The sequence below is a fragment of the Diaphorobacter sp. genome (assembly GCF_050251835.1).
Classification (GTDB): Bacteria; Pseudomonadota; Gammaproteobacteria; order Burkholderiales; family Burkholderiaceae_C; genus JBFXIE01.
Map to the genome: position 1 here is coordinate 1 of NZ_JBFWLZ010000022.1, position 21,888 is coordinate 21,888.

Here is a 21,888-nt window from a genome sequence, read left to right on the forward strand (position 1 = left end):
CAGAAAGCGCGGCGCATTGTCTCACCCGTGCGCCGCCGGTTTTGCTACCTGGTCGCCCCCGGATTCAGCCAGCGCTGCAGGGCGGCGCGGTAGCTGGTGTCAAAGCGGCCGTAGTAGTCCACGCCGTTGCGGGCGGTGCAGCTGGCAGTGCCGCCAAACAGCTGGCCCACCACGTAGCGGCGATCGCCAATCGTGATGAAGACGGCCGACCCGCTGCTGCCCATCTCGGTGGTGCCTTCCTGCCAGTTCAGGGCCAGAAAGTTGCCTTCCTGGGCATCACTATTGAAGCAGGTGCCGTTGTTGCACAGGCTGTAGCGCTGCATTGTGCCCAGGCTGACCTTCTGCAGATCACCCTGCGGATGGTGCACGCCCGCCAGCGCGGTGCCCGTGGCCACGCCACCAAAGTACGAGCCCGCATACACGATGCCCGCGGGCGCACGGTCGTTCAGCCGCATGAAGGCCACGTCAGTGCCGGCCGACGCGTACAGCAGCGTGGCCCCGCGGGTGAGGCGAGTGGCGCCGGGGTTCGTCTGCAGGCCGCGGCAACTGGTGGCGCGGTAAAACCATTCGGTGATCAGCGAGGATGCCTCCTGCTGCGTGGCGATGCAGTGGCTGGCGCTCAAAAAGTACGGCGTGCCGCTGGAGGCAGCGTCATTGAGCATGGTGCCGTTGCAGATGAAGGTGCCGCCGTCATCGCTGACAAAGTTCATGCGCGCCACGGAGCGGCTCTGATCGATGTATTCGGGCCGGCACATCACATCGACATTGCAGCCGCCCGCCTCACCGATCTTGGGCACCAGGGCGGTTTCTGCCTCGTCGGCCGTCATCGTGAAGTGCGACAGCCGCGGCACGGCCAGATCGACGGCGCTGCGCTGCGCGCCGGCGGGAATCTCCACCTCCAGCGTGGTCTGCGGGCCGCCGAAGTCGGGGCTCCAGTAGGTGCGCGCAGCCGCGTCGGTGGCGCCTGCCTGCACGTTGCGCTCGGCCAGGGCGCGCAGCGCCTGGGCATCCACCTGCACCACTTCGCCGCCCGGCGCCGCATAAAAGCGCAGCACCGCGCCATCGGGCAGCGCGCGCACCTGCACGCCCAGGCGCACGCCGCGCGCGCCGTCGGCCACAAAGCGCAGTGCGGCAACCTGGGTTCCGTGCGCCGTGGGCTGCCAGTTCAGCAACGCTGCCGTGGCCGCCGCACTGGCGGTGGCTGCCACGCCGCGCGCCTGGCCAACCTGGATGCGCGCGCCCGGGCCGGGGGCAGCCTTGGTGGGCACCTGCACACCCAGCGCGCCCAGCGCCACGGTGCGGGTGGCGGCGGCACTGGCCTGCGCGCCGCTTGTTGCGTCGTCGGCCTGCGCAGCCCTCTTGAACAGGCCTGCGCTGGGGTCGTAGGGCTCGATACGGTCACCCCACACCGGCGTCACGGGCACACCGCCGCCGTTATTGCCGCCGTTGCTACCACCGTCGTCACTGCCGCCGCCACAGGCGGTCAGTGCAAGTGCCATGGCCAGGGCCAGGGGCAGGCCCGTCCTGCCGATTCGGGGTGGGTTCATGGTGAATACCTCCAGCTTAGATAGAACGCGGCCTCCAGGGCCGACGGGTTTACTTGGACAGGGACTTCAGCGCCAGCTTGATCCCCTCGCTTACTCCCACATCCGCCGGCAGCGCCTTGAGCGCCGCTGCGGCTTCCTTGTCGTTGTAGCCCAGCGCCAGCAGCGCCTGCAATATGTCCACCTGGTTGTCGTTGGCCGCGTGGGCCCGCGCGTCCATGTCCGCGCCCAGCTTGCCCTTGAGCTCCAGCAGCAGCCGCTCGGCCGTCTTCTTGCCGATGCCCGGCACCTTGATCAGGCGCCCAGCCTCCTGCAGCGACACCGCCTGCGCCAGGTCGGCCACGCTCATGCCCGACAGGATGGACAAGGCCGTGCGCGGGCCCACGCCGCTGATCTTGATGAGCTCGCGAAATGCGGCGCGCTCTTGCGCCGTGCCAAAGCCGTACAGCAGCTGCGCATCCTCGCGCACGATGAACTGCGTCAGCAGGCTCACCTGCTCGCCCACGGCGGGCAGGTTGTAGAAGGTGCTCATGCTCACCTGCACCTCGTAGCCCACGCCGTGGCAGTCCACCAGCAACTCGGGGGGGTTCTTCTCCAGCAGCGTGCCGGTCAATTTGCCTATCATCGACATCCTTTGCCGCGCTGGACCACCCCGCGCAGAATTTCGATCGGAATTATCAGCGTGATCCTGCGCCACACTTTCACTCCCCACAACAATACGCGCCTGACCCACCTGTGCGGCCCTGCGGACGCCCATCTGCGCACCATCGAGGTGGCGCTGCAGGTCAGCATTGCCCACCGGCACGAGCAATTCAAGGTGGACGGCCCCAAGGCCCGCGCGACGCAGGCCATGGAGCTGCTGCAGGCCCTCTATGAAATGGCGGAGCGCCCCATCGCCGAAGACCACCTGCAACTCATGCTGGCGGGCGACCCCGGCATGCGCGGCGATGACGAGGGCAGCGCCATCCAGTTGACCACCCGCCGCGCCGACCTGCGCGCGCGCACGCCCATGCAGGCCACGTATCTGCACAACATCGCCACGCACGACATCACCTTTGGCATCGGCCCGGCCGGCACCGGCAAGACCTACCTGGCCGTGGCCTGCGCGGTGGATGCGCTGGAGCGCAGCAGCGTGCAGCGCATCGTGCTGACGCGCCCGGCCGTCGAGGCTGGCGAGCGCCTGGGCTTTCTGCCCGGCGACCTGGCGCAGAAGGTGGACCCGTACCTGCGCCCGCTGTACGACGCGCTGTACGAGCTGATGGGCTACGACAAGGTGCAAAAGGCCTTCGAGCGCAACGCGCTGGAGATCGCGCCGCTGGCCTTCATGCGCGGGCGCACGCTGAACAACGCCTTCGTCATCCTGGACGAGGCGCAAAACACCACGCCCGAGCAGATGAAGATGTTTTTGACGCGCATCGGCTTTGGCGCCAAGGCGGTGGTCACGGGCGACGTGAGCCAGATCGACCTGCCCAAGGGCGCCCTGAGCGGCCTGATCGATGCCGAGCGCGTGCTCAAGCGCGTGCAGGGCATCGCCGTCACGCGCTTTACCAGCGCCGATGTGGTGCGCCACCCGCTGGTGGCGCGCATCGTCGATGCCTACGACGCGCAGCGCAGCCGCCGCGGCGCGGGTGAGTAGCCTTCAGACCCGCCAAAAGCTCCTGATTTAATAGCTACTTGCGCTTGATTTACAAGCGCTGGAGGCCAAAATGGCTTTAAACCAACTGACCCTGTCCCTGCAGTTTGCGCGCGATGCCGCAGCCACCGCGCACCGCGCCGCCCTGCCCCGCCACAAGGTGGCGCGCTGGGTTCGCCACGCGCTGGCCGTGGATGCCGAGATCACCGTGCGCATCGTGGGCGCAGAAGAAGGCCAGCGCCTGAACCGCGAGTTTCGCCACAAGGACTACGCCACCAACGTGCTCACCTTCGACTACCAGCAAGAGCCCGTGGCCGTGGCCGACCTGGTGCTGTGCGCCCCCGTGGTCGAGCGCGAGGCGCGCGAACAAAGCAAGACGCTGCAAGAGCATTACGCCCACCTGCTGGTGCACGGCACGCTGCACGCCCAGGGCTGGGACCACGAAACCAGCGAACAGGACGCGCAGGAGATGGAAGCGTACGAAACCGCCATCCTGCAAGAACTGGGGTTTGCCGACCCCTACGCCGCATAAAACGACACGGAAACACACTGCACATGGACATCCTGGGCTGGACCACCTCCTTCGACCATCTGGCCCTGCTGCTGGCAGCCGCCTTTGTGGCCGGCGCGCTCAATGCCGTCGCTGGCGGCGGCAGCTTTCTGACGCTGCCCGCGCTGGTCTTTGCCGGCGTGCCCCCCGTGGCCGCCAACGCCACCGGCACCGTGGCGCTGCTGCCGGGCTACATGGCGGGCGCCTGGGGCTTTCGCGAAGACATGCAGCCGCCGCCAGGACTGTCGGTCCGCGCGGTGATCGCGCTGTCGATCGTCGGCGGTGCGGCGGGCGCCGCGCTGCTGCTGGTCACGCCGGACGCCACCTTCAGGCGCGTGGTGCCCTGGCTGCTGCTGGCGGCCACGGCGCTGTTTGCCTTCGGGCCGCAGCTGCGGCAGTGGGCCGGGTCCACCAGCCACGGACAGCCGTCGGTCACCCGTGCGGCCCTGGGCATGCTGGGGGTGGCGGCCTACGGCGGCTATTTCAATGGCGGGCTGGGCATCTTGCTGCTGGCGCTGTTCGGGCTGCTGGGGCAGACCCAGCTCAACGCCATGAACGGCATGAAGAACCTGGTGTCGGCCCTGCTCACCGCGATTGCCGTAGCCATCTATGCGGCAGGCGGCATCGTGCAATGGCCGCAGGCCCTGGTGATGATGCTGGCCGCCACCCTGGGCGGCTACGGCGGTGCGCGGCTGGCGCGGCGCATTCCGGCACCCGTGCTGCGCTGGGGCATCGTGGCAACAGGGCTGGTGATGGCAGGGCTATTTTTCGGGCAAAAGTAACGCCTTGTAAGCCGTGTCAGAATGCGCGCCCTCCCCGGGTCGCGCCACGCGCCTGGGGAGCCGCTGCACAACCCCTCCCCACCTACACGGCGCCAACGCTGGCGCGTCCACCTGGATGCCAGAAAACCACCCCACCGTATCCGTCATCGACCTCACGGCCAGCATCGGGCTGCACGCGCTGGCGCAGTTGGGCGCCCCGGCAGCGCCCACCCAGCACCATTGGCCGCAGATACTGCTGGGCGGCAATACCGCGGCCCCGCGCATCGACTGGCACCGCCCCCGCCAGCCGCAAGACCTGGGCACGGTTCACCCAGCCCCCGAGACCGTCGCCCTGCTGGTGGGCCCTGGCTCGCTGAGCATGCTGCGCGACGTGCTGACGCACCGCGCCATCGCCACCACCCCTGCCGTCTGGATTTTTCTGCTGCCCAGTGCGGTGATGGAAAACATGGCCATCCAAAGCGCTATGCAAGGCGCAGGCCTGCCGGCGCTGGTCTTGCAGCTGCCCGACAGCGCGCCGCAAACCCTCTGGTTCATCCTGATGGAGCAGCTGGGCAAACTCAATCTTCTGGCCCCCACCCATCCCACCCCAACCGAGACACCCCATTCGATGACTTCCAACCTCAAAGAAATGATGAGCACCACCATGACGATCGACGGCGCACTGGCCGCGGCGCTGGTGGACTACCGCAGCGGCATGTGCCTGGCACAGGCCGGCGGCGGCATGAACCTGGACCTGGCCGCGGCCGGAAACTCCCAGGTGGTGCAGGCCAAGCTCAAGACCATCGACTCGCTGGGGCTGCGCAAGGGCATCGAAGACATCCTGATCACCCTGCCGGACCAATACCACCTGATCCGCCTGATCCCCAATCACCCCGGCCTGTTTCTGTACCTGGTGCTCGACAAGACCCGCGGCAACCTGGCCCTGGCGCGCTACAAGCTCACCGACATTGAGCGATCCCTGCGGGTCTGAGGGGTAGATGGCCCGCTCGCAGTCTGGCGGGTCGGCCGCGCGGCCAACAAGGTTTGACACTGGCCCGGCGCAGACCTAAAGTGATGCCAAGCAACCCCTTAACACAGCCCCGGTTAACCCAAGGCACCAAAAGCCACCGACTAACCCACTTGTTTGGCCCATTGCCTCCTGTTTTTGGTTTTTGAGAGCTCTGAAGGAGAGTGATCATGGCTTTACGTATTGATAGTGGTTTTTTGGCGCAGGCAGCCAGCCGCACACAACAACCCCCCATGCAGCCGGTAGCCAGACCGCCGGCAAACACCGGCGATAACTCCGGCGACATCGCCGCCGCCGCACAGACCAGCCAGCGCCTGCGCGCGGAAGCCGATGGCATGAGCAGCCCCACCGGGTTTGCGCGCGAGCAAAGCAATCTGCAGGCCGAAACACGCCAAGTCACCGAGCAACGCACACCGGGAACCGCCCAAGACCGCGCCGGGCAGCAGGCCAACGAAGTGGCCGCACCTGCCTGGCAGGCCACCGTGGGCCTGCAGCAAAACATGCGCGGGCCGCTGCCGTCGCAAGAAAACACCCGCACCAGCGACTACGCCAATGCCCTGGGCGGCATCACCGCGCCAGGGGCGGCGCGCTCCACCATGAGCCTGAACGTGGTCAACCAGACCGGCGGCGCGCAATCGTCGTCCAACAGTACCCAGGGCCGCACCATGGCGGGCGAGCGCGATATCAACGCCTACAAAACGCTGCAACAAACCGGCGCGGCCGAGCTGGCGCAGGCCAACCAGCAGTTGCCGCAGCAAGCCCTGTCGCTCATGGCCTAACACAGGAGCGGCCCGGACTCACTCCCCGGGCTGTCATGCACCATGCCTGCCATCTCACCCTCCGCCAGCGCCGCACGCTCCGGCTTTCAGCAGGCCGTGTCGCCACAACTGCGGCGTGCAGCCGAGCAGGCGCAACAAGCCGCCGAAGCCCTGCAAATGCAGGCCCGCCAGGCCTGGCAGAAAGTGGATCTGGCCGAAGCCAACGCCCGCGCCGTGGACGCCCAGGCCAACCAGGCCCGAACCGGCGCCGACAAAGCGCGCCAAGACATGCTGAGCTTTGGCCAGGGCGTGCTGGCCGCCAGCAAGGCCACGCCAGCCGAGGGCGCTGGCGCCGCTGCCAGCACTACTGGCACCGGTGCCAGTGCCAGTGCCAGTGCCAGTGCCAGTGCCAGCCCCGTGACCGTGCAACCCATCGCCTACACCGCCTCTGCCGCAGTCATCGGCATCGCAACTACCGCTCGCCCCACCGGCGCGACGGCGCTCAACGGCATGGGCCAACGCATAGGCAGCATGATCAACATCGCCGCCTGAAGCGGCGCGCCTCACCACTCGACCACAACCAGGCCCACCCCGGGCCAGCGCCAAGCCCGCAGCAGGTTGTACCCATTTTGTATAAAAACAGCGCCCAGCCCTTGTACAGCAAGCGTGGGTAGCTATTGTTTTTGAATAATTAAGCCTTCTTTTCGCGACCGCCGGAGGCGTGGCGCAGCGGCTTGTCGGTAGCCGCAGGCGCGTCGACGCCATGCACCTGCGCAAAGGTCAGGATGACCTCGCGGATCAGCTTGCGTTGCGGGGCAGGCAACTGCAAAAAAGCATCAAACGTCTCGCGCTCCAGGTAGCCCACGCCCTCGTCCCAGCGCTGGCGGCGGGCCTGTACAGACTTGCGCACCGCCTCACCGAAGCGCAGCACCTCGGGCTCCACCTTGAGCACCTCAGCCAGCGTGATCAGCTTGTCCTGCCCCGGAATCGACTCACCCCGCAGCCAGCGCGACACCGCCTGAAACGTCACGGATCGACCCCAGTAGTTGGCATTGAACAGGTTGAGCAGCACCGCCGGGCGCGGCTCAAGCCCTGCGGCGCGCATCGCAGCCTGCAACCGCTCAGCAAATTCCAGCTTCTGATCCATGCTGGAACATTAAATTTTGGTTGAATTTGTATTGAACTACGTGTTGTACGATTGATTGAATTTTTCATTCAACTTTTGGTTGCAAAAGCCTGCCCAAACGCACGCCACGTACCGCAAGTCATGCCCAAATCCCTGCTCGAACAACTCCCCGAAATCGTCGCCAACGGACGCAAGCAAGCCGAAAAGATCCTCGAAAGCATGGAAAGCCGCCAGCGCGTGCGCCTGCAAACGCGCGAGGTGGTGTTGCCCGCCAAGGACAGCGCCGCGCAAGACTGGGTGACGCAGCAGCGGCGCAGCGCGCAGCAGGAAGTGTTTGCGCCGGGCCAAGCCAGGCTGCTGACCAGCGCGCAGGCCACGCTGGGCGCCGCGCCCACTGCCCCCACCGTTCGCCCTGAGCTTGCCGAAAGACCACCCTGGGCCAACCGCCTGATCTACGGCGACAACCTGCTGGCCATGGCCGCGCTGCTGGCGGGCGATGACGAGCAGCCCAGCCTGCGCGGCAAGGTGGATTTGATCTACATCGACCCGCCGTTTGACTCCAAGGCCGACTACCGCACCAAGGTCACGCTACCGGGCGTGGAGCTGGAGCAAAAGCCCACGGTGATCGAGCAGTTCGCGTATTCCGACACCTGGAGCGACGGCACCGCGTCCTACCTGGCCATGATCACGCCGCGCCTGATCCTGATGCGGGAGCTGCTGGCGGATACGGGCTCGATTTATGTGCACCTGGACTGGCACGTCGGGCACTACGTGAAGCTGGTGATGGATGAGGTGTTTGGTAAGTCGAACTTCAGGAATGAGGTCATCTGGCACTACCGGCGTTGGACGGCTGGCAGCAATCGATATCAGGCCATGCATGACAGCCTTTTCTTCTATTCAAAGACGGACAACTACTTCTTTGGCAAGACGTCTGTAGACGCAACCGAGAGCCAGCAGGCGGTCATAGAGAAGGGCTACAACGTCAACGTAGTGGACTCCAAAGACGGAAAGATCCGTCAGTTGCTGGTCTACGACAGAGAAAAAGTGGATCAGTTGATTTCGCTCGGGCAAATCGACCCGAGTCGTTACGGACGAATCGTGTACATCGATGCCAAAGACACGGTCGCTCCAGACGTGTGGACAGACATTCAGTTTTTGCATTCACAAGCACTTGAGCGCACTGACTACGCCACGCAAAAGCCATCCAAACTACTGGATCGAATTCTTGAGGTGTCGTGTCCACAAGGCGGTTTAGTCATTGACTTCTTTGGCGGATCTGGCACCACCGCAGCGGTTGCCGAGAGGACGCAGCGTCGCTGGATCACATCCGACATTGGAAAACCCGCCTGCATGATCATGCGCAAGCGCCTGATCGACCTGGAGGCCAAGCCATTTTTGTACCAGGCCATTGGCGACTACCAGATCGAAGCCGCCAAGGCCACGCTGGGGCGCGATTTCCGCATTGGCGATTTGTCGCAGATCGTGCTGTCACTCTACGGCGCACTGCCGCTGCCGCCCGAGGCCAACCCGCAGCGCAACCTGGGCCAGATTGCCGGCATGGAGCTGAACGGCAGGCGCGGCAGCAAAACGCTGGTGCTGGCCGATTCGCCCAACAAGCTCACCGGCACCGCCACCCTGAAGAAAGCCATTGCCCAGCGCGACAACCTGCTGGGCGGCTGGGATCGCGTGGTGGTGCTGGGCTGGAACTTTGAGCCCAGCATTGGCGAGGCCATCACCGCGCTGAATGACGACCGGCTGGAAGTGCTGGTGATTCCGCCCGACCTGATGGACAGGCTGAAAAAGAAAGGCGGCATCGACAAACTGCGCGGGCAGGTGCGCTTTTCCAGCTTGCAATACCTCACCATTCATCCGGTACAGCGGAGCGCGCAGGGCAGCGAAGAAACCCTGAGCGTGCGCCTGAAAAACTATGTACTGCTCTCGCCCGAGGCCATCAACCTCGACGATGCCAACCGCGCCAAGCTGCAGGCTGTGGCCAACGCCGAGCCGTTGGCGCTGATCGAATACTGGGCGATTGACCCCGACTACGACGGCCAGGTGTTCCGCTCGGTGTGGCAGGACTACCGGGGCAACACCGCCAACGATGCCGACGCGCTGCGCGTGGTCACGCAGGCCAGCGTGACCGTGCCCGCACACAGCGGCCCGCGCAAGGTGTGCGTGCGCGTAGTGGATGTGTTTGGGTTCGAGGCGGAGGTGGTTGCGACAGTGGAGGTGGCGGCATGACGATGTACCGGGACATTTACCAAGACCTGCCATCCAGGGTCTATGAAATTTGGAAACGAGCCAAAGCGGCTCAAAAAAAGGAAGAAAAGGATTTGCGAGTGACGGCAATGCTGATGACAGCTGCTACCGGTTTTGCCATGCCTTTTGAGAATCTCCGATACGAGAGGGCAGGCAACAAAAGCAATTGGGATGACCATCCGGCATTTCACGGTCGCAGGCAGGCGCAATACAAAACTTCTCTGAAGGCGTGCAACGAATTTTTGAAAAAACCAATTTCTGAGTGTCCCGGTCTGGCAGGTGCATCGCTCATGCAGTGCAAGGAGCTGCGCGACATCAAGGACGCTGCCCGATCGGGTATGGGGCATGCCACGCTCAATACAGAAAAGCACGACACGCGTTTTGCCCTTGGCATTTTGCGAAATGCCTTGGCACATAACAACATTGTCGATGTGCCGGATGGTGCGAACGAGATTGAGAAGCTCGCCTTCTTTTCAAAAGACCACTGGTGTGACAGTTGCGGTCGGAAAGATGGGTGGAACGTGCTCCTGATCTCCGTCGATGCGTTCGAACAGTTTCTGGATGCATGGTTTGCACTACTTCAAGAACCGGGTTCGTTTGTCGGTGCAGCCGCTGCCGTAGGAAACGACTAGTTGCATGCAGCTTCTTCAGGCTTTGCGCTCAGGCAACTGCGCAATCAGGCATTGCAGGCAGGCTGACGGCGTTGGCTTACGCTGCCACCACCATGCGCTGCACCACCGGGCGCGGCTGCTGTGCCGCCTGCCACAAGTCATAGGCGCTTTGCATGCCCAGCCACATTTCTGCACTGGTGCCCAGCAAGTCCGACAAGCGCAGCGCCATGTCGGCAGAAATGTCGGCATGCCCGTGCAGGATGCGCGACAGGTAGGCGCGGGTCACGCCCAGCTGCGCAGCTGCCTGCGTGACGCTGACCTCGGCCAGCCACTCCTGCAGCACTGCGCCGGGATGGGGGGGGTTATGCATGCGGCCCATGGGGCACCTCCTTCAGTGGTAGTCCTGGTAATCCACCAGTTCGGCGTCTGTACCCACAAAACGGAAGGTCAGACGCCAGTTGCCATTGACGGTCACGGCCCAATGCCCGGCCAGATCGCCTTTGAGCGGATGCAGCTTCCAGCCCGGCACGGCCATGTCTTGCGGCTGCGTGGCCTGGTCCAGCGAGCCCAGTTGCAACTGCAGCCGCTGCGCATGGTCGGGGCGAATGCCTGCCTTGCTGCCGCTGCAAAAAAACGCCTCAAGTCCTTTGTGCTGAAAACTGCGGATCATGCGTCATTGTATACAACATGTATACAAACTACCGATGCATGGCTGCCGCTTTCCGTCCGATCACGAGCCCTCACATTCAACCCGCAGGGAACACCACCATGAGAACCCCCAAACAACTCCGACGCGATATTCAGGATCTGACCACGCATCTGACACAGGTGCGGGGTGTGGTTCCTACGCATGCGTTAGCACCGCAGCCGGGAGCTGCCAATGCGTGATGAATCCCCCATGGCTCTGGCCAGCAGCCTGACCGCACGCACCCAGCAGCTCTGCCTGGGCCTGGAGCATGGCGCCGCCGATCTACTGGAACTGGTCACGCCCACCACAGCCGATTTGCTGCGGTGGTGGTTTGGCGAGGACATGGTGGCCTCGCGCAGCGGGCTGAACTTTCACGCCGGGCAAAAGCAGGCCATCTTGAATGCCATCGTGGCGCACGAGGTGCTGGGTGCGGCATCGCTGCTGGACTTGTACCAGCAGGTGGCGCCCGATGCGCTGCTGGCCGGCAACCGGCTGGCGGAGGTGTCGGCAGCCAAACACGCGCACCCCAAATACTGCTTCAAGATGGCCACCGGCACGGGCAAAACCTGGGTGTTGCAGGCACTGCTGATTTGGCAACTGCTGAACAAAAACGCCGCCCTGGCCGAGGGGCGGGACGATGCGCGCTTTACGCGGCAGTTCATGGTGGTGGCACCCGGGCTGATTGTGTACGAGCGGCTGCTGGATGCGTTTTGCGGAAAACTGATAGCAGGCAGCGCAAGCGGGGCAAGAGATTTCGCCACTTCCGACATGGCGCAGTTTGCCGACCTGTTCATCCCCGAGGCGCACCGCGAGGCGGTGTTTGCCTTTGTGCGCGGCAATGTGTGTGGCAAGGGCGAGATCGGCCTGAAGGCCACAGGCAACGGCATGATCGCCATCACCAACTGGCATTTGCTGGCCGATGGCGACGTGGCGGACGACGTGGAAGATGTGCAAGCGCCCGGCGCACCGCTGGAGCCGCAGCAGGTCATCAACGCCGTGCTGCCCCTGGCGCCGGGCCGCGCCACCGGCAACAGCCTGGACGTGCTCGACCGCCGCTATGCGCGCGGCAATGTGCTGGAGTTTCTGGCGGCGCTGCCTGAGCTGATGGTGTTCAACGACGAGGCGCACCACATCCATGAGTTCAAGCGCGAGGGCGAAGTGACGGAAGTGGAGTGGCAAAAGAGCCTGAGCCGCATCGCTGTCAGCAAGGGCCGACGCTTTGTGCAGGTGGATTTTTCGGCCACGCCGTACAACGACGTGGGCAGTGGCAAGAACAAAAAGAAGCTGTACTTTGCCCATATCGTCACCGACTTTGATTTGCAGTCGGCCATGCGCGCCGGGCTGGTCAAGTCGCTGGTGCTGGACAGGCGCAAAGAGATTGGCGCGCTGCCGCTGGAGTTCAAAGCCGAGCGCGACGAGGCGGGCAACCCCGCCCTGAGCGAAGGCCAGCGCGTGATGCTGCGCGCCGGGCTGCAAAAGTTGCGCAAGCTCGAAGCCGACTTTGCCGCCATCGACCCCGCGCGCCACCCCAAGATGCTGGTGGTGTGCGAGGACACCACGGTCTCGCCCTTGGTGGCGCAGTTTCTGCAAGAGCAAGAAGGCTTGCAGCCAGACGAGGTGATGACGATTGACTCCGGCAAAAAAGCCGAGCTGGGCGAAAAAGACTGGGCACCGGTGCGCGAGCGGCTGTTCAGCGTGGACAAGCACGCCACGCCGCGCGTCATCGTCAGCGTGCTGATGCTGCGCGAAGGTTTTGACGTGAACCACATCTGCGTCATCGTGCCGCTGCGCTCCTCACAAGCGCAAATCCTGCTGGAGCAAACCATTGGCCGGGGCCTGCGGCTGATGTGGCGCGGCCCGGACTATGCCGACATCAAGCGCGAGAACCGCGAGCGCATCCAGGCCGGACAAGAGCCAGGCAGCTTGCTGGACGTGCTCTCCATCGTCGAGCACCCGGCGTTCCAGTCGTTTTACGACGAGCTGTTGAAAGAAGGGCTGGCGGGCACCACCAGCGAAGCCATGGACAGCGCCAGCGCCACCGGCGACGTGATGGCCGCCGAGTTGCGCGAGGGCTTCGAGGCATTTGACTTTGGCATCCCGTTCATCCTGCGCGAGGCGGACGAGCTGCGCGGCCACGCCGCCATCGACGTGCTGGCGCTGCCCGCTTTCACCGCGATGTCGGCAGACGCCTTGCGCGGCTTGCTGGGCAACGGCGACACCTTCATCTCGCAAGACCTGCAAAGCGCCACGCTGTTTGGCGACTACCGCGTCGATGGCGCGGTGATGAACGTGGGCGGCTACAACGACTATTTGGCACGGCTGACGCGGCGCATCAGCCAGGCCTTGAGTGAACCGCTGCCTAAGGGCAACAAGATTGCCACGCACCTGGCCAAGCCCTACTTGCAGGTCAACACCGCCGATTTGACCGGCTGGCTGGACGACTACATCTGGACGCGGCTGTTTGGCAGCGCGTTCAACCCGCTGGAAGACGAGAACTGGCGCCTGTTGCTGCTGCAGCCGGTGGTGGAGCACATCACCAAGGTGTTTGCCGTGGCGCTGCTCGAATCCGAAGAGCAGCACACCAGCGGCCACACCGAGGTACACGCGCGCTACCTGAGTGAGGTGCCACGGCTGATGCTGCGCGAGGCCCATTCTGTGGAAGTGAGCAAGTGCATCTACACCCACCTGGGCTGGCCCGCGCGCAGTGGCGGGCTGGAGCGCGCTTTCATCCACTGGGCGCAGGCCGACAGCCAGGTGCTGGCGTTTTGCAAGATCAGCGAAAACCGCCACCACTTTGCCCGCCTGCGCTACGTGAAAGACGACGGCCTGCCGGCGTTCTATTCGCCGGACTTTCTGGTGCGCACGACCAGCGCAATTTTTCTGGTGGAAACCAAGGCGCAGCAGCAGGCCATTCACCCGAACGTGCAGCGCAAACTGAAAGCAGCCATCGCGTGGTGCGAGCGCATCAACGCCCTGGCACCCGAGCACCGCCAGGGCCTGCCCTGGCATTACGTGCTGCTGGCCGAGGACGTGGTGTACGAGTGGCAGGCTAAGGGCGCACACCTGGCCGAGCTGTTGGACTATGCCCGGCTGCGCCCACTGGCCAGCGCATCGCTGCAGGCGAGTTTGTTGTGATTACCAATAAAAAGGCTTCCAGCCTTTTTATAGCAAGCGTCAGCAGCTATTATTTTTGATTAAAACCATCACTGACTGCGCAGAGGCGGCCTGTCGAGCCGCTTGAAATCTGCGCCTTCACCTGCGCCGTCTGCTCTTCACCCTCAGGGCAAATCCTTGTTCGGCGCAGGCTCGCGCATGTCGCGCGGGCCCACGGTGCCCAGGCGGCTCTTGAGCGACTGGGGCTGGCCGGTGAGCAGCGCGGCGTAGTTCACCGTGTTGGCCAGCACTTTCTTGACGTAGTCGCGTGTCTCGCTGAAGGGCACGTTTTCGGCCCAGATGGCGGCGTCCAGCACCGGGCCGTTGCGCCAGTTGCGCGGGCGGCCGGGACCGGCGTTGTAGGCGGCTGCGGCCAGGGGCATGGAGCCGTCGAAGTCGTCCAGCGCCAGTTTGAGGTAGGCGGTGCCGATGGTGATGTTGACGTCGCGGTCGTTGATCTGGCTGGGGGTGAAGTCGGTCAGCCCGATCTTGCGCGCCGTCCAGCGGGCGGTGGCGGGCATGACCTGCATCAGGCCCGAGGCGCCCACGCCCGAGCGCGCATCCGTGATGAAGCGGCTTTCCTGGCGGATCAGGCCATAGACGTAGGCCGGGTCCAGCCCGATGTCCTGCGCACGCTGCACCACGGCGCCCTGGTGAGGCATGGGAAAGCGCTGCGCCATGTCGATGGCGCCCTTGGTGCGTTCGCTGGTGTTGATGCAGCGGTCCCACACCTCGCGCTGGCAGGCCAGATCGGCAGCGGCCAGCAGTTCGCGCTCGCCCATGCCGCCGGGCTGGTGCAGGTTGGTGGTGTAGTTCCACTCGCGCACGCCTTCGCTGCGCAGGCCCAGCGCGATGGCGTACAACCCGCGGCTCAGACCCGGGTTGGCGCGCGCGGCGGCTCTTTCCTCGTCGGTCAGCGGCGCGGGCGCGGGCGGCGGCGCCACGCGCGCGCCCAGCTCTTCCAGCGCCAGCTGCTCGTAAAAGCCGGTGGTGCCGGCAATGCGCTCGTACAGCTGGCGCGCGGCGGCGCGGTCGTGATCGCTGGGGCGCTGCGCCATCAGGGCGCGCGCCTTCCAGTATGTCCAGGCGCTGTCGCTTCGGGCGGCGGGGCTCATGGCATCGATGCTGCGGGACACCAGCTTCCATTGCCCGGCGCGCAGCGCGGCGCGCACGCGCCAGCCCAGCATGTCATCGGTCAGGTCGGCGTCGCGGGTCACGTTGGCGTAGTAGCCCAGCGCATCGGGTGAAAGCGCCGTCGCCGCCTGCTTGCCGATCAGGCCCCACAGCCAGTTGCGCTCTTCGGCCGACAGGTGCACGCCCCATTTGCCGTCCAGCAAACCGGCGGCGCCAGCGGTATCGCTCATCGCCATGCGGATCAGCGCCAGCACGACGAGCTCCTGGCGCGCGCGGCCGGCCGCCGTGGCACGGCCAGCCAGGTATTTGGCGGGCGAGTCCAGCACCTGGCGCAGTTGCTCCAGCGCGTCGGGCGCGACGATCTCCACCGCCTTGCGCACCACGCGCAGGCGGTTGGCCTCGGCGCCCAGGCGCGCCTTGCGCCATACGTCCAGAGGCTTGATCTGCCTGGCGGCCAGCATCTCGGAGGCGGCGTGCGAGCAGCCGTCGTCCACGTCGCGCAGGGCGTACCAGTGGCGCAGCACCTCGGCGCCCGCGCCCTGACCAGCCTGGCCCTTGACCTGGTCGATGGCCAGCGCGTAGCAGTGCACCTCGCGGTCGTCGCCCATGCGGAACTGTGGGTGGAATTCGGCAAACCGGTCCCAGTCGCGGCGCTGGCCCAGCAGCAGCAGCCAGTCGTTGCGCAGGCGGTCTTCCTGGTAGGTGCCGGCCCAGCGCTGCAAAAAGGCGGTGACCTCGGCCGGCTGGGCCTGCTCCAGGCGCGCGCGCAGCTCCCAGTAGGCGGCCCAGGGCTCCAGCGTATGGCCGCGCGCGGCGGGCAGCAGCGCAGCCAGCCGGGGCTTGTCGCCCTTGCGAAAGGCCTGCTGCATTTCAAGGATGGTGTCGTCGCCGCGGTTTTGTGCACCCGCCCACGGCGCGGCCGTGGCCAGCGCGGCCACGGTGATCAGCGGTGTCAGAATCTTCATCCAAAGCATGAAGGGATTATGTGATGGACAAAGCAGCCCTGCGCCGCGCATTGGTAGAACAACGCCTGAACCTGCCCGACCGCCTGCAGCGCGCCGACCTGCTGCAACGGGTGATGCGCATCTGGCTGGTGGATCGGCCTGACACCATCATCGGCGCGTACTGGCCCATCAAGGGCGAGTTTGACCCGCTGCCCGCGCTGCACCGCTGGAAGGAAGACGGCGAGCTGCTCGATGAACCCCAGTTGCGCCGCATCGGGTTGCCCGTGGTGGACAAGGTGCACAAAACCCTCACTTTTCATGCCTGGCACCCCGGCTGCCCGATGGAAGAAGACGCCTACGGCATCCCCAAGCCCAAAGACACCGAGCTGATCCACCCCACGCTGTTGTTTGTGCCCTGCGTGGGCTACGGTCCGGGCGGCTATCGCCTGGGCTACGGCGGGGGCTTCTACGACCGCACCCTGGCCACACTGCAACCGCGCCCCACCACCGTGGGGCTGGGCTTCACGCACGGCTATCTGGACGACTTCGAGCCCGATGCGCACGACCTGCCGCTGGACGCCATCCTGAACGACAACGGGGTGGTCTGGCCTGTGTAGCCTCCCGCGGCGGGGCACAACCCGACGCCCGCCTGCGCCTACACTTGCCGCCCATGGACATCTACATGGTCGGCGGCGCGGTGCGCGACCGCCTTTTGGGCCGCCCTGTCAATGACCACGACTGGGTCGTCGTGGGCGCCACGCCCGAGGACATGGTGGCGCGTGGCTTTCTGCCCGTGGGGCGTGACTTTCCCGTCTTTTTGCACCCCGACACGCGCGAGGAATACGCCCTGGCGCGCACCGAGCGCAAAAGCGGGCGCGGCTACCGCGGCTTTGTGGTGCAGACATCGCCCGACGTGACGCTGGAGCAAGACCTGTCGCGGCGCGACCTCACTATCAATGCCATAGCTGCCAGCGCAGACTGGGCGGGCGCGCAAGACCTATTTGACCCCTATGGCGGCGCACGCGACCTGCAGGCACGCGTGCTGCGTCATGTGACCGGATCCTTCCGCGAAGACCCGGTGCGCATCCTGCGCGTGGCCCGCTTTGCGGCGCGCTTCACCGACTTCACGGTGGCGCCCGAGACGATGCAGCTGATGCGCGAGATGGTGCACGACGGCGAGGCCGACCACCTGGTGCCCGAGCGCGTGTGGCAAGAACTGTCGCGCGGGCTGATGGAGGCGCGGCCCTCGCGCATGTTCGATGTGCTGCGCGAGTGCGGCGCGCTGGCCGTCATCCTGCCCGAGGTGGATCGCCTGTGGGGCGTGCCCCAGCGCGCCGACCACCACCCCGAGGTGGACACCGGCGTGCACCTGATGATGGTGCTGGACATGGCCGCGCGCCTGGCCGCGCCACTGGGCGTGCGCTTTGCCTGCCTGACGCACGACCTGGGCAAGGGCACCACGCCGCCCGACGTGCTGCCGCGCCACATCGGCCACGAGCAACGCAGCGCCAAGCTGCTCAAAGGCCTGTGCGAGCGCCTGCGCGTGCCGGTGGACTGCCGCGAGCTGGCCGACGTGGTGGCGCGCGAGCACGGCAACATCCACCGCAGCGCCGACCTGGGCGCCGCCGCGCTGGTGCGGCTGATCGAGCGCTGCGACGGCATCCGCAAACCCGCGCGGTTTGACGAAATTTTGCTGGCTTGCGAATGCGACGCACGCGGGCGGCTGCACTTTGAAGAGGCACCCTACCCCCAGCGCCCGCGCTTGCTGCAGGCACTGGCCGCAGTGCAGTCGGTTGCTACTAATGTAATAGCTGCTCGCGCAGCTGAATCGGGCGTTACAGGCCAAAAAGTGGGTGAACTGATCCACGCCGCCCGGGTGCAGGCCGTAGCGGCCTGGCCGGGGCTGGTGTCCGCAGACGGTACCTGACAGCGTCTTCTTAGGCCACCGAGCGCACCCAGCGCACGATGTCGCCCGCGCCCAGGGCGCCGGAGATGCGCGCCGCCTCTTGACCGCCCTTGAACAAAATCATGGTGGGAATGCTGCGAATACCGTAGCGCGATGCGATGGCGGGGTGTGCCTCGGTATCCAGTTTGGCCAGGCGCACGCCAGGCTCCAGCTGACTCGCGGCCTGGGCAAAGGCGGGCGCCATCTGCCGGCAGGGGCCGCACCAGGGCGCCCAGAAGTCCACCAGCACGGGGATGTGGCTGCGCCCCAGATGCTTGTCGAAGCTGGCTGCATCCAGCGCCACAGGCTGGCCTGCAAACAGCGGCCTGTGGCAGCTGCCGCAGTCGGGCGCGCTGCCCATCTGCGCAGCTTGCACGCGGTTGGTGGTGTGGCAGTGGGGGCAGACGATGTGCAGGGCGTCGGGCGTGGTCATGGCAGTGGACTCCGGTAGTGCGGCAACACCGCATCACCTGCGGCCAGGGGCATTGATTTCAACCAGGCCAAAGCAGACTCAACCGGCCACCCATCACAGCCACTTGACCGCCAGGCTCAGCACAAAGCTCAGCAGCAGCGTGCTGGCCAGCGGGATGAACCAGTCACGCCCGAACAGCCGAAACTGGAAATCTCCCGGCAGTCGCCCCAGCCCCAGGCGGCGCAGCCAGGGCGTGAGCCCGTTGATGAGTACCAGGGCAAGGAAGACGACGAGAAGCCAGCGCAGCATGGCAAGAGTGTAGGCGCGCGGCCGCTTGCGCGCAGGCCTTACTCGTAGGCCTCCAGCGGCTCGCCTTCAAGGGCCCTCGAAGGGCGGCCATCCACGCCGACGGGCACGTTGCCCTTGAGCGTGACGCGGTAGAGCTGGCGGTCGAAATCCAGGTCGTAGATGTCGCGCGGCGCCAGGTGGGCGGTGGCGTTGTTGTCCCAGAACGCGATGCTGCCCTCTTCCCAGCGGAACCGCACCGTGTATTCGGGCCGCACGATGTGTTCGAACAGCAGATCCAGCAAAGCGCGACTTTCGCGCGGCGACAGCCCGATGATGCTCTGCAAGAACAACGGGCTCACGTACAGCGAGCGCCGACCGGTGACCGGGTGCAAACGCACCAGCGGGTGTTCGCTGATCAGCGGGCGGGCCCGGTTACGGCGCAGGAACTCGTCCGTGGCCTGCTGCCCCTCGGGCGGCACGAACTGGTGGATGCCGCGCAATGTGTCCACAAATGCGCGCAGCGTCGGCGAAAGTCCTTCATAGGCTTTTTCCAGGTTAGTCCATTGCGTGTCGCCGCCGTAAGGCGGGATGACCACGCCGCGCAGGATGGAGGCGGCCGGCGGATTCACGGCAGCCGTCACATCGGTGTGCCAGCCGGTCCATGGGCGAATCAGCTGTTCGCCCGCATGGCGATCAGTGAAGCGGTTGCGCGCTACCGAATACACCTGCGGGTGGCCTTCGACATAGCCGTAGACCGGATGGCCCAGCGTCGGCTGGCCGAACTGGCTCGCCAGGGCCACATGCTGGGCGTGCGTCAGCGGCTGGTCGCGCAAGAACACCACCTTCCACTGCCACAGCGCGGCCTGGATGGCCGCGACGGTGTCGGGCGACAAAGCACGGGTCAGGTCCAGGCCGTGGATCTCGGCGCCGATGTGACCGGTCAGGGGGCGAACGTCAAGCGCGGCGGGTGCGACCCGCAAGTGCGCGGCTTCGGGGCGGTTCAGAACTGCGTTGGTCATGGAAATCCAGGTAGGTTGCGGTGGGATTCAGCTGCCCTGCAACTGGTGCAGGTCGTCGAAGAAATAGTCTTTCCAGGAACGGGGCTCGTTCTTGAGCACCTTGGCCTGGTGCATGAACTTGGCCAGGCGCTCGGTGTTGCGGGGCACTACGTCGTAGTCGATCTCCGGGTCGTTCAGAAAGGCAAGCACTTCCCCGGCCGGTGCGTTGGAGGACTCGGCCCTGAGGTAGATCTCGCTGGCCTCGCGCGGGTGGGCCGCCACGAACTGCGAAGCCTGCTTCAGGGCCCGCTGCAGCGCGCGGTACACGGCCGGGTTCTCGCGCCGGAACTTGTCGCAAGTGACGGCGAGCACGCTCGAACTGGGGCCGCCAAAGACCTCGTAAGAGCTGAGGATGCGGCGCACGCCGGGCTGTTTGAGCTGGGCGTACTGGAACGGCGCATTGGAAAAATGCGCGGTGATGCCGCCCTTGCCCGAGGCCAGGGCAGCCAGGGCTTCGGTGTGCGGCATGGTGACCAGCAAGCTGTCGAAGCGGCCGGATTGTTCGGCACCGAAGGCTTGCGCGGCGGCCATCTGCAGGGTGCGCGCCTGCTGCGATGCCGTCGAGACGACGGCGATGCGATCCTTGTCGGTCAGGTCGCGGATGCTGTGGACCTGCGGCCGGTTGCTCAGCAGGTACTGGGGCATGGTGCCCAGCGCTGCAAAGGCCTTGAAGTTCTGGCGTCCGTGGCTGCGATCCCACAGCAGCAGGGAAGGCCCCACGCCGATGTGGGCGACATCCACGGCGCCGGACAGCAGTGCATCGTTGACGGCGCTGCCGCCAGACATGCGCGACCATTCGATCTGCAGCGTGACGCCCTCGGCGCGCGCCTGCTGCTCGATGAATTGCTGGGCCCGCGCCACATGCCACAGCAGCGAGGTCAGGCCGAACTGATCGACGATACGCAGGCGCGCGGGGCTCGATGCCAGGGCCGGAAAGGCCAGGCTAGCGGCGGCGAGGGTGGTGAAGCTGCGGCGGCCAATGCGCAACGGGGCCGATGGAGATGGCGGCAGGGAATGCATGGGGAGCTTTCTTTGTCTTTTTCGGTGTGAAAAGGAAAGTGGGGGTGTGAATCGCTTTTGCGGCCACTCAGCGCTGCAAGCCCCAGCGCCGCACCGTCAGGCGCTCCAGCGTGTGAAAAACCACGTTCTCCACCACCAGGCCGATGGCGATCACCATGGCCAGGCCCGCGAAGACCTTGTCTGTGTAGAGCTCATTGCGGTTCTGAAAGATGTACCAGCCCAGGCCGCCCTGCCCCGAAGACGCACCGAACACCAGTTCCGCCGCGATCAGCGTGCGCCAGGCAAAGGCCCAGCCGATCTTGAGCCCCGACAGGATGGACGGCAGCGCCGCAGGCACCAGCAGCTGCAGCACGTAGCGCAGGCCCTTCAGGCCGTAGTTGCGCCCGGCCATGCGCAGCGTGTCGGGCACGCCCTGAAAGCCTGCGTAGGTGTTGAGCGCCAGCGGCCACAGCACGGAATGCACCAGCACGAACACCAGGCTGCCCTGGCCCAGGCCGAACCACAGCAGCGCCAGCGGCAGCAGCGCGATCGCCGGCAGCGGGTTGAACATGGCCGTGAGCGTGGACAGCAGGTCGCGCCCCAGCTGCGTGGACACGGCCAGCGTGGTGAGGAGGAAGGCGGCCGCTATGCCTGCGAGGTAGCCCTTGAGCAGCACGGCCAGCGACAGCGCCGTCTTGTGCAGCAGCTCGCCCGAAGCCACGCCCTGGGCGAAGGCCTGCGCGGTCTGCAAGAAGGTGGGCAGCAGCAAGTCGTTGTCCTGCCAGCGCGCAACGACTTCCCACAGCAGCGCCAGCACGGCCAGGATCAGCGCCTTGCGCAGCGCGCCCTGCTGCCAGAGGCGGCGGCCCAGCGGCAGCGGATGCGCGGGCGCCACGCTGCCGAGGGCAGGCAGGGTGTGCAGCACTTCGGGGCGCACGGGCGGGTGCAGCGCGAAGGGCGCTGCGGGGGTGGAGGAGGTCGGAAGGCTCATGGGCACG

Annotated in this window: 22 protein-coding genes; 11 read left to right on the forward strand and 11 right to left on the reverse strand. The window is 65.7% G+C overall.

The annotated features are described in order from the left end of the window. Positions 1 to 44: 44 nt before the first annotated feature. Both AB7E35_RS09095 and ruvA read right to left on the reverse strand, forming a co-directional pair. Positions 45 to 1,547, reverse strand: a complete 1,503-nt coding sequence (locus tag AB7E35_RS09095) for a trypsin-like serine peptidase (RefSeq protein ID WP_428167443.1) — start codon at positions 1,545 to 1,547, stop codon at positions 45 to 47. Positions 1,548 to 1,596: 49 nt separating this feature from the next. Further along, entirely contained in the window at positions 1,597 to 2,169 is a 573-nt protein-coding gene (ruvA, locus tag AB7E35_RS09100; RefSeq protein WP_428161957.1) for a Holliday junction branch migration protein RuvA, read from the reverse strand. A 57-nt stretch (positions 2,170 to 2,226) separates the two neighbouring features. Here ruvA and AB7E35_RS09105 point away from each other — a divergent pair, with 57 nt between their 5' ends. The 6 genes from AB7E35_RS09105 to AB7E35_RS09130 all read left to right on the forward strand — a co-directional run bounded on the left by AB7E35_RS09105 (position 2,227) and on the right by AB7E35_RS09130 (position 6,825). Next, positions 2,227 to 3,180: a PhoH family protein gene (locus AB7E35_RS09105; protein ID WP_428161958.1), complete on the forward strand. Its 954-nt coding sequence runs from the start codon at positions 2,227 to 2,229 to the stop codon at positions 3,178 to 3,180. A gap of 70 nt (positions 3,181 to 3,250) precedes the next feature. Then, positions 3,251 to 3,709, forward strand: coding sequence for an rRNA maturation RNase YbeY (gene ybeY / locus AB7E35_RS09110; protein WP_428161959.1), 459 nt, complete (start codon positions 3,251 to 3,253; stop codon positions 3,707 to 3,709). 23 nt (positions 3,710 to 3,732) lie between these two features. Next, positions 3,733 to 4,509 (forward strand): sulfite exporter TauE/SafE family protein, encoded by a 777-nt coding sequence (locus tag AB7E35_RS09115; RefSeq protein WP_428167444.1) that lies wholly within the window; start codon positions 3,733 to 3,735, stop codon positions 4,507 to 4,509. 115 nt (positions 4,510 to 4,624) lie between these two features. Beyond that, positions 4,625 to 5,479, forward strand: a complete 855-nt coding sequence (locus tag AB7E35_RS09120; protein ID WP_428161961.1) for a hypothetical protein — start codon at positions 4,625 to 4,627, stop codon at positions 5,477 to 5,479. Between the two features lie 206 nt (positions 5,480 to 5,685). Next, complete coding sequence (locus AB7E35_RS09125; protein ID WP_428167445.1) at positions 5,686 to 6,294, forward strand: hypothetical protein; 609 nt, start codon at positions 5,686 to 5,688, stop codon at positions 6,292 to 6,294. Positions 6,295 to 6,336: 42 nt separating this feature from the next. Continuing rightward, positions 6,337 to 6,825, forward strand: a complete 489-nt coding sequence (locus AB7E35_RS09130; protein WP_428167446.1) for a hypothetical protein — start codon at positions 6,337 to 6,339, stop codon at positions 6,823 to 6,825. 139 nt (positions 6,826 to 6,964) lie between these two features. On the opposite strand, the gene AB7E35_RS09135 is transcribed toward AB7E35_RS09130, so the two are convergent. Then, positions 6,965 to 7,420, reverse strand: a complete 456-nt coding sequence (locus AB7E35_RS09135; protein ID WP_428161964.1) for a helix-turn-helix domain-containing protein — start codon at positions 7,418 to 7,420, stop codon at positions 6,965 to 6,967. A 120-nt stretch (positions 7,421 to 7,540) separates the two neighbouring features. On the opposite strand from AB7E35_RS09135, the gene AB7E35_RS09140 reads away from it, so the two are divergent. Then, positions 7,541 to 9,640: a site-specific DNA-methyltransferase gene (locus AB7E35_RS09140; protein WP_428167447.1), complete on the forward strand. Its 2,100-nt coding sequence runs from the start codon at positions 7,541 to 7,543 to the stop codon at positions 9,638 to 9,640. Then, positions 9,637 to 10,290: a hypothetical protein gene (locus tag AB7E35_RS09145; RefSeq protein ID WP_428161966.1), complete on the forward strand. Its 654-nt coding sequence runs from the start codon at positions 9,637 to 9,639 to the stop codon at positions 10,288 to 10,290. Before AB7E35_RS09140 ends, AB7E35_RS09145 begins: the two co-directional genes overlap by 4 nt. Before the next feature lie 76 nt (positions 10,291 to 10,366). On the opposite strand, the gene AB7E35_RS09150 is transcribed toward AB7E35_RS09145, so the two are convergent. Beyond that, positions 10,367 to 10,648 carry a HigA family addiction module antitoxin gene (locus tag AB7E35_RS09150; protein WP_428161967.1) on the reverse strand — a complete coding sequence of 94 codons (282 nt, stop codon included), beginning with the start codon at positions 10,646 to 10,648 and terminating at the stop codon, positions 10,367 to 10,369. Between the two features lie 12 nt (positions 10,649 to 10,660). Beyond that, positions 10,661 to 10,939, reverse strand: coding sequence for a type II toxin-antitoxin system RelE/ParE family toxin (locus tag AB7E35_RS09155; protein ID WP_428161968.1), 279 nt, complete (start codon positions 10,937 to 10,939; stop codon positions 10,661 to 10,663). A gap of 210 nt (positions 10,940 to 11,149) precedes the next feature. Between AB7E35_RS09155 and AB7E35_RS09160 the strand changes: the two genes are divergently transcribed. Further along, the gene (locus tag AB7E35_RS09160; protein WP_428167448.1) at positions 11,150 to 14,092 is read left to right on the forward strand and encodes a DEAD/DEAH box helicase family protein; all 2,943 of its coding nucleotides are present in this window, start codon (positions 11,150 to 11,152) and stop codon (positions 14,090 to 14,092) included. Between the two features lie 143 nt (positions 14,093 to 14,235). On the opposite strand, the gene AB7E35_RS09165 is transcribed toward AB7E35_RS09160, so the two are convergent. Further along, positions 14,236 to 16,218, reverse strand: coding sequence for a transglycosylase SLT domain-containing protein (locus tag AB7E35_RS09165; protein WP_428161970.1), 1,983 nt, complete (start codon positions 16,216 to 16,218; stop codon positions 14,236 to 14,238). 14 nt (positions 16,219 to 16,232) lie between these two features. Between AB7E35_RS09165 and AB7E35_RS09170 the strand changes: the two genes are divergently transcribed. Together AB7E35_RS09170 and AB7E35_RS09175 are read left to right on the forward strand one after the other, a co-directional pair. Then, on the forward strand, positions 16,233 to 16,805 hold the full coding sequence (locus AB7E35_RS09170; protein WP_428161971.1) for a 5-formyltetrahydrofolate cyclo-ligase: 573 nt from the start codon (positions 16,233 to 16,235) through the stop codon (positions 16,803 to 16,805). Between the two features lie 53 nt (positions 16,806 to 16,858). Next, the gene (locus AB7E35_RS09175; protein ID WP_428161972.1) at positions 16,859 to 18,115 is read left to right on the forward strand and encodes a multifunctional CCA addition/repair protein; all 1,257 of its coding nucleotides are present in this window, start codon (positions 16,859 to 16,861) and stop codon (positions 18,113 to 18,115) included. A gap of 10 nt (positions 18,116 to 18,125) precedes the next feature. On the opposite strand, the gene trxC is transcribed toward AB7E35_RS09175, so the two are convergent. The 5 genes from trxC to AB7E35_RS09200 all read right to left on the reverse strand — a co-directional run bounded on the left by trxC (position 18,126) and on the right by AB7E35_RS09200 (position 21,881). Further along, a complete protein-coding gene (trxC, locus tag AB7E35_RS09180) occupies positions 18,126 to 18,566 on the reverse strand; it encodes a thioredoxin TrxC (protein ID WP_428161973.1) in 441 nt (146 codons plus the stop codon). 93 nt (positions 18,567 to 18,659) lie between these two features. Next, positions 18,660 to 18,854 carry a DUF2905 domain-containing protein gene (locus tag AB7E35_RS09185; protein WP_428161974.1) on the reverse strand — a complete coding sequence of 65 codons (195 nt, stop codon included), beginning with the start codon at positions 18,852 to 18,854 and terminating at the stop codon, positions 18,660 to 18,662. Positions 18,855 to 18,892: 38 nt separating this feature from the next. Beyond that, a complete protein-coding gene (locus AB7E35_RS09190) occupies positions 18,893 to 19,852 on the reverse strand; it encodes a TauD/TfdA dioxygenase family protein (RefSeq protein WP_428167449.1) in 960 nt (319 codons plus the stop codon). A 27-nt stretch (positions 19,853 to 19,879) separates the two neighbouring features. Then, the gene (locus AB7E35_RS09195) at positions 19,880 to 20,911 is read right to left on the reverse strand and encodes an ABC transporter substrate-binding protein (protein WP_428167450.1); all 1,032 of its coding nucleotides are present in this window, start codon (positions 20,909 to 20,911) and stop codon (positions 19,880 to 19,882) included. 67 nt (positions 20,912 to 20,978) lie between these two features. After that, positions 20,979 to 21,881, reverse strand: coding sequence for an ABC transporter permease (locus AB7E35_RS09200; protein WP_428163038.1), 903 nt, complete (start codon positions 21,879 to 21,881; stop codon positions 20,979 to 20,981). Between the last annotated feature and the right edge of the window lie 7 nt (positions 21,882 to 21,888).

Coding starts and splice junctions, on each gene's coding strand:
- AB7E35_RS09095 (WP_428167443.1), bottom strand. CDS start 1,547: ATGAACCCACCCCGAATCGGCAGGACGGGCCTGCCCCTGGCCCTGGCC.
- ruvA (WP_428161957.1), bottom strand. CDS start 2,169: ATGATAGGCAAATTGACCGGCACGCTGCTGGAGAAGAACCCCCCCGAG.
- ybeY (WP_428161959.1), top strand. CDS start 3,251: ATGGCTTTAAACCAACTGACCCTGTCCCTGCAGTTTGCGCGCGATGCC.
- AB7E35_RS09115 (WP_428167444.1), top strand. CDS start 3,733: ATGGACATCCTGGGCTGGACCACCTCCTTCGACCATCTGGCCCTGCTG.
- AB7E35_RS09120 (WP_428161961.1), top strand. CDS start 4,625: ATGCCAGAAAACCACCCCACCGTATCCGTCATCGACCTCACGGCCAGC.
- AB7E35_RS09125 (WP_428167445.1), top strand. CDS start 5,686: ATGGCTTTACGTATTGATAGTGGTTTTTTGGCGCAGGCAGCCAGCCGC.
- AB7E35_RS09130 (WP_428167446.1), top strand. CDS start 6,337: ATGCCTGCCATCTCACCCTCCGCCAGCGCCGCACGCTCCGGCTTTCAG.
- AB7E35_RS09135 (WP_428161964.1), bottom strand. CDS start 7,420: ATGGATCAGAAGCTGGAATTTGCTGAGCGGTTGCAGGCTGCGATGCGC.
- AB7E35_RS09140 (WP_428167447.1), top strand. CDS start 7,541: ATGCCCAAATCCCTGCTCGAACAACTCCCCGAAATCGTCGCCAACGGA.
- AB7E35_RS09145 (WP_428161966.1), top strand. CDS start 9,637: ATGACGATGTACCGGGACATTTACCAAGACCTGCCATCCAGGGTCTAT.
- AB7E35_RS09150 (WP_428161967.1), bottom strand. CDS start 10,648: ATGGGCCGCATGCATAACCCCCCCCATCCCGGCGCAGTGCTGCAGGAG.
- AB7E35_RS09155 (WP_428161968.1), bottom strand. CDS start 10,939: ATGATCCGCAGTTTTCAGCACAAAGGACTTGAGGCGTTTTTTTGCAGC.
- AB7E35_RS09160 (WP_428167448.1), top strand. CDS start 11,150: ATGCGTGATGAATCCCCCATGGCTCTGGCCAGCAGCCTGACCGCACGC.
- AB7E35_RS09165 (WP_428161970.1), bottom strand. CDS start 16,218: ATGCTTTGGATGAAGATTCTGACACCGCTGATCACCGTGGCCGCGCTG.
- AB7E35_RS09170 (WP_428161971.1), top strand. CDS start 16,233: ATGGACAAAGCAGCCCTGCGCCGCGCATTGGTAGAACAACGCCTGAAC.
- AB7E35_RS09175 (WP_428161972.1), top strand. CDS start 16,859: ATGGACATCTACATGGTCGGCGGCGCGGTGCGCGACCGCCTTTTGGGC.
- trxC (WP_428161973.1), bottom strand. CDS start 18,566: ATGACCACGCCCGACGCCCTGCACATCGTCTGCCCCCACTGCCACACC.
- AB7E35_RS09185 (WP_428161974.1), bottom strand. CDS start 18,854: ATGCTGCGCTGGCTTCTCGTCGTCTTCCTTGCCCTGGTACTCATCAAC.
- AB7E35_RS09190 (WP_428167449.1), bottom strand. CDS start 19,852: ATGACCAACGCAGTTCTGAACCGCCCCGAAGCCGCGCACTTGCGGGTC.
- AB7E35_RS09195 (WP_428167450.1), bottom strand. CDS start 20,911: ATGCATTCCCTGCCGCCATCTCCATCGGCCCCGTTGCGCATTGGCCGC.
- AB7E35_RS09200 (WP_428163038.1), bottom strand. CDS start 21,881: ATGAGCCTTCCGACCTCCTCCACCCCCGCAGCGCCCTTCGCGCTGCAC.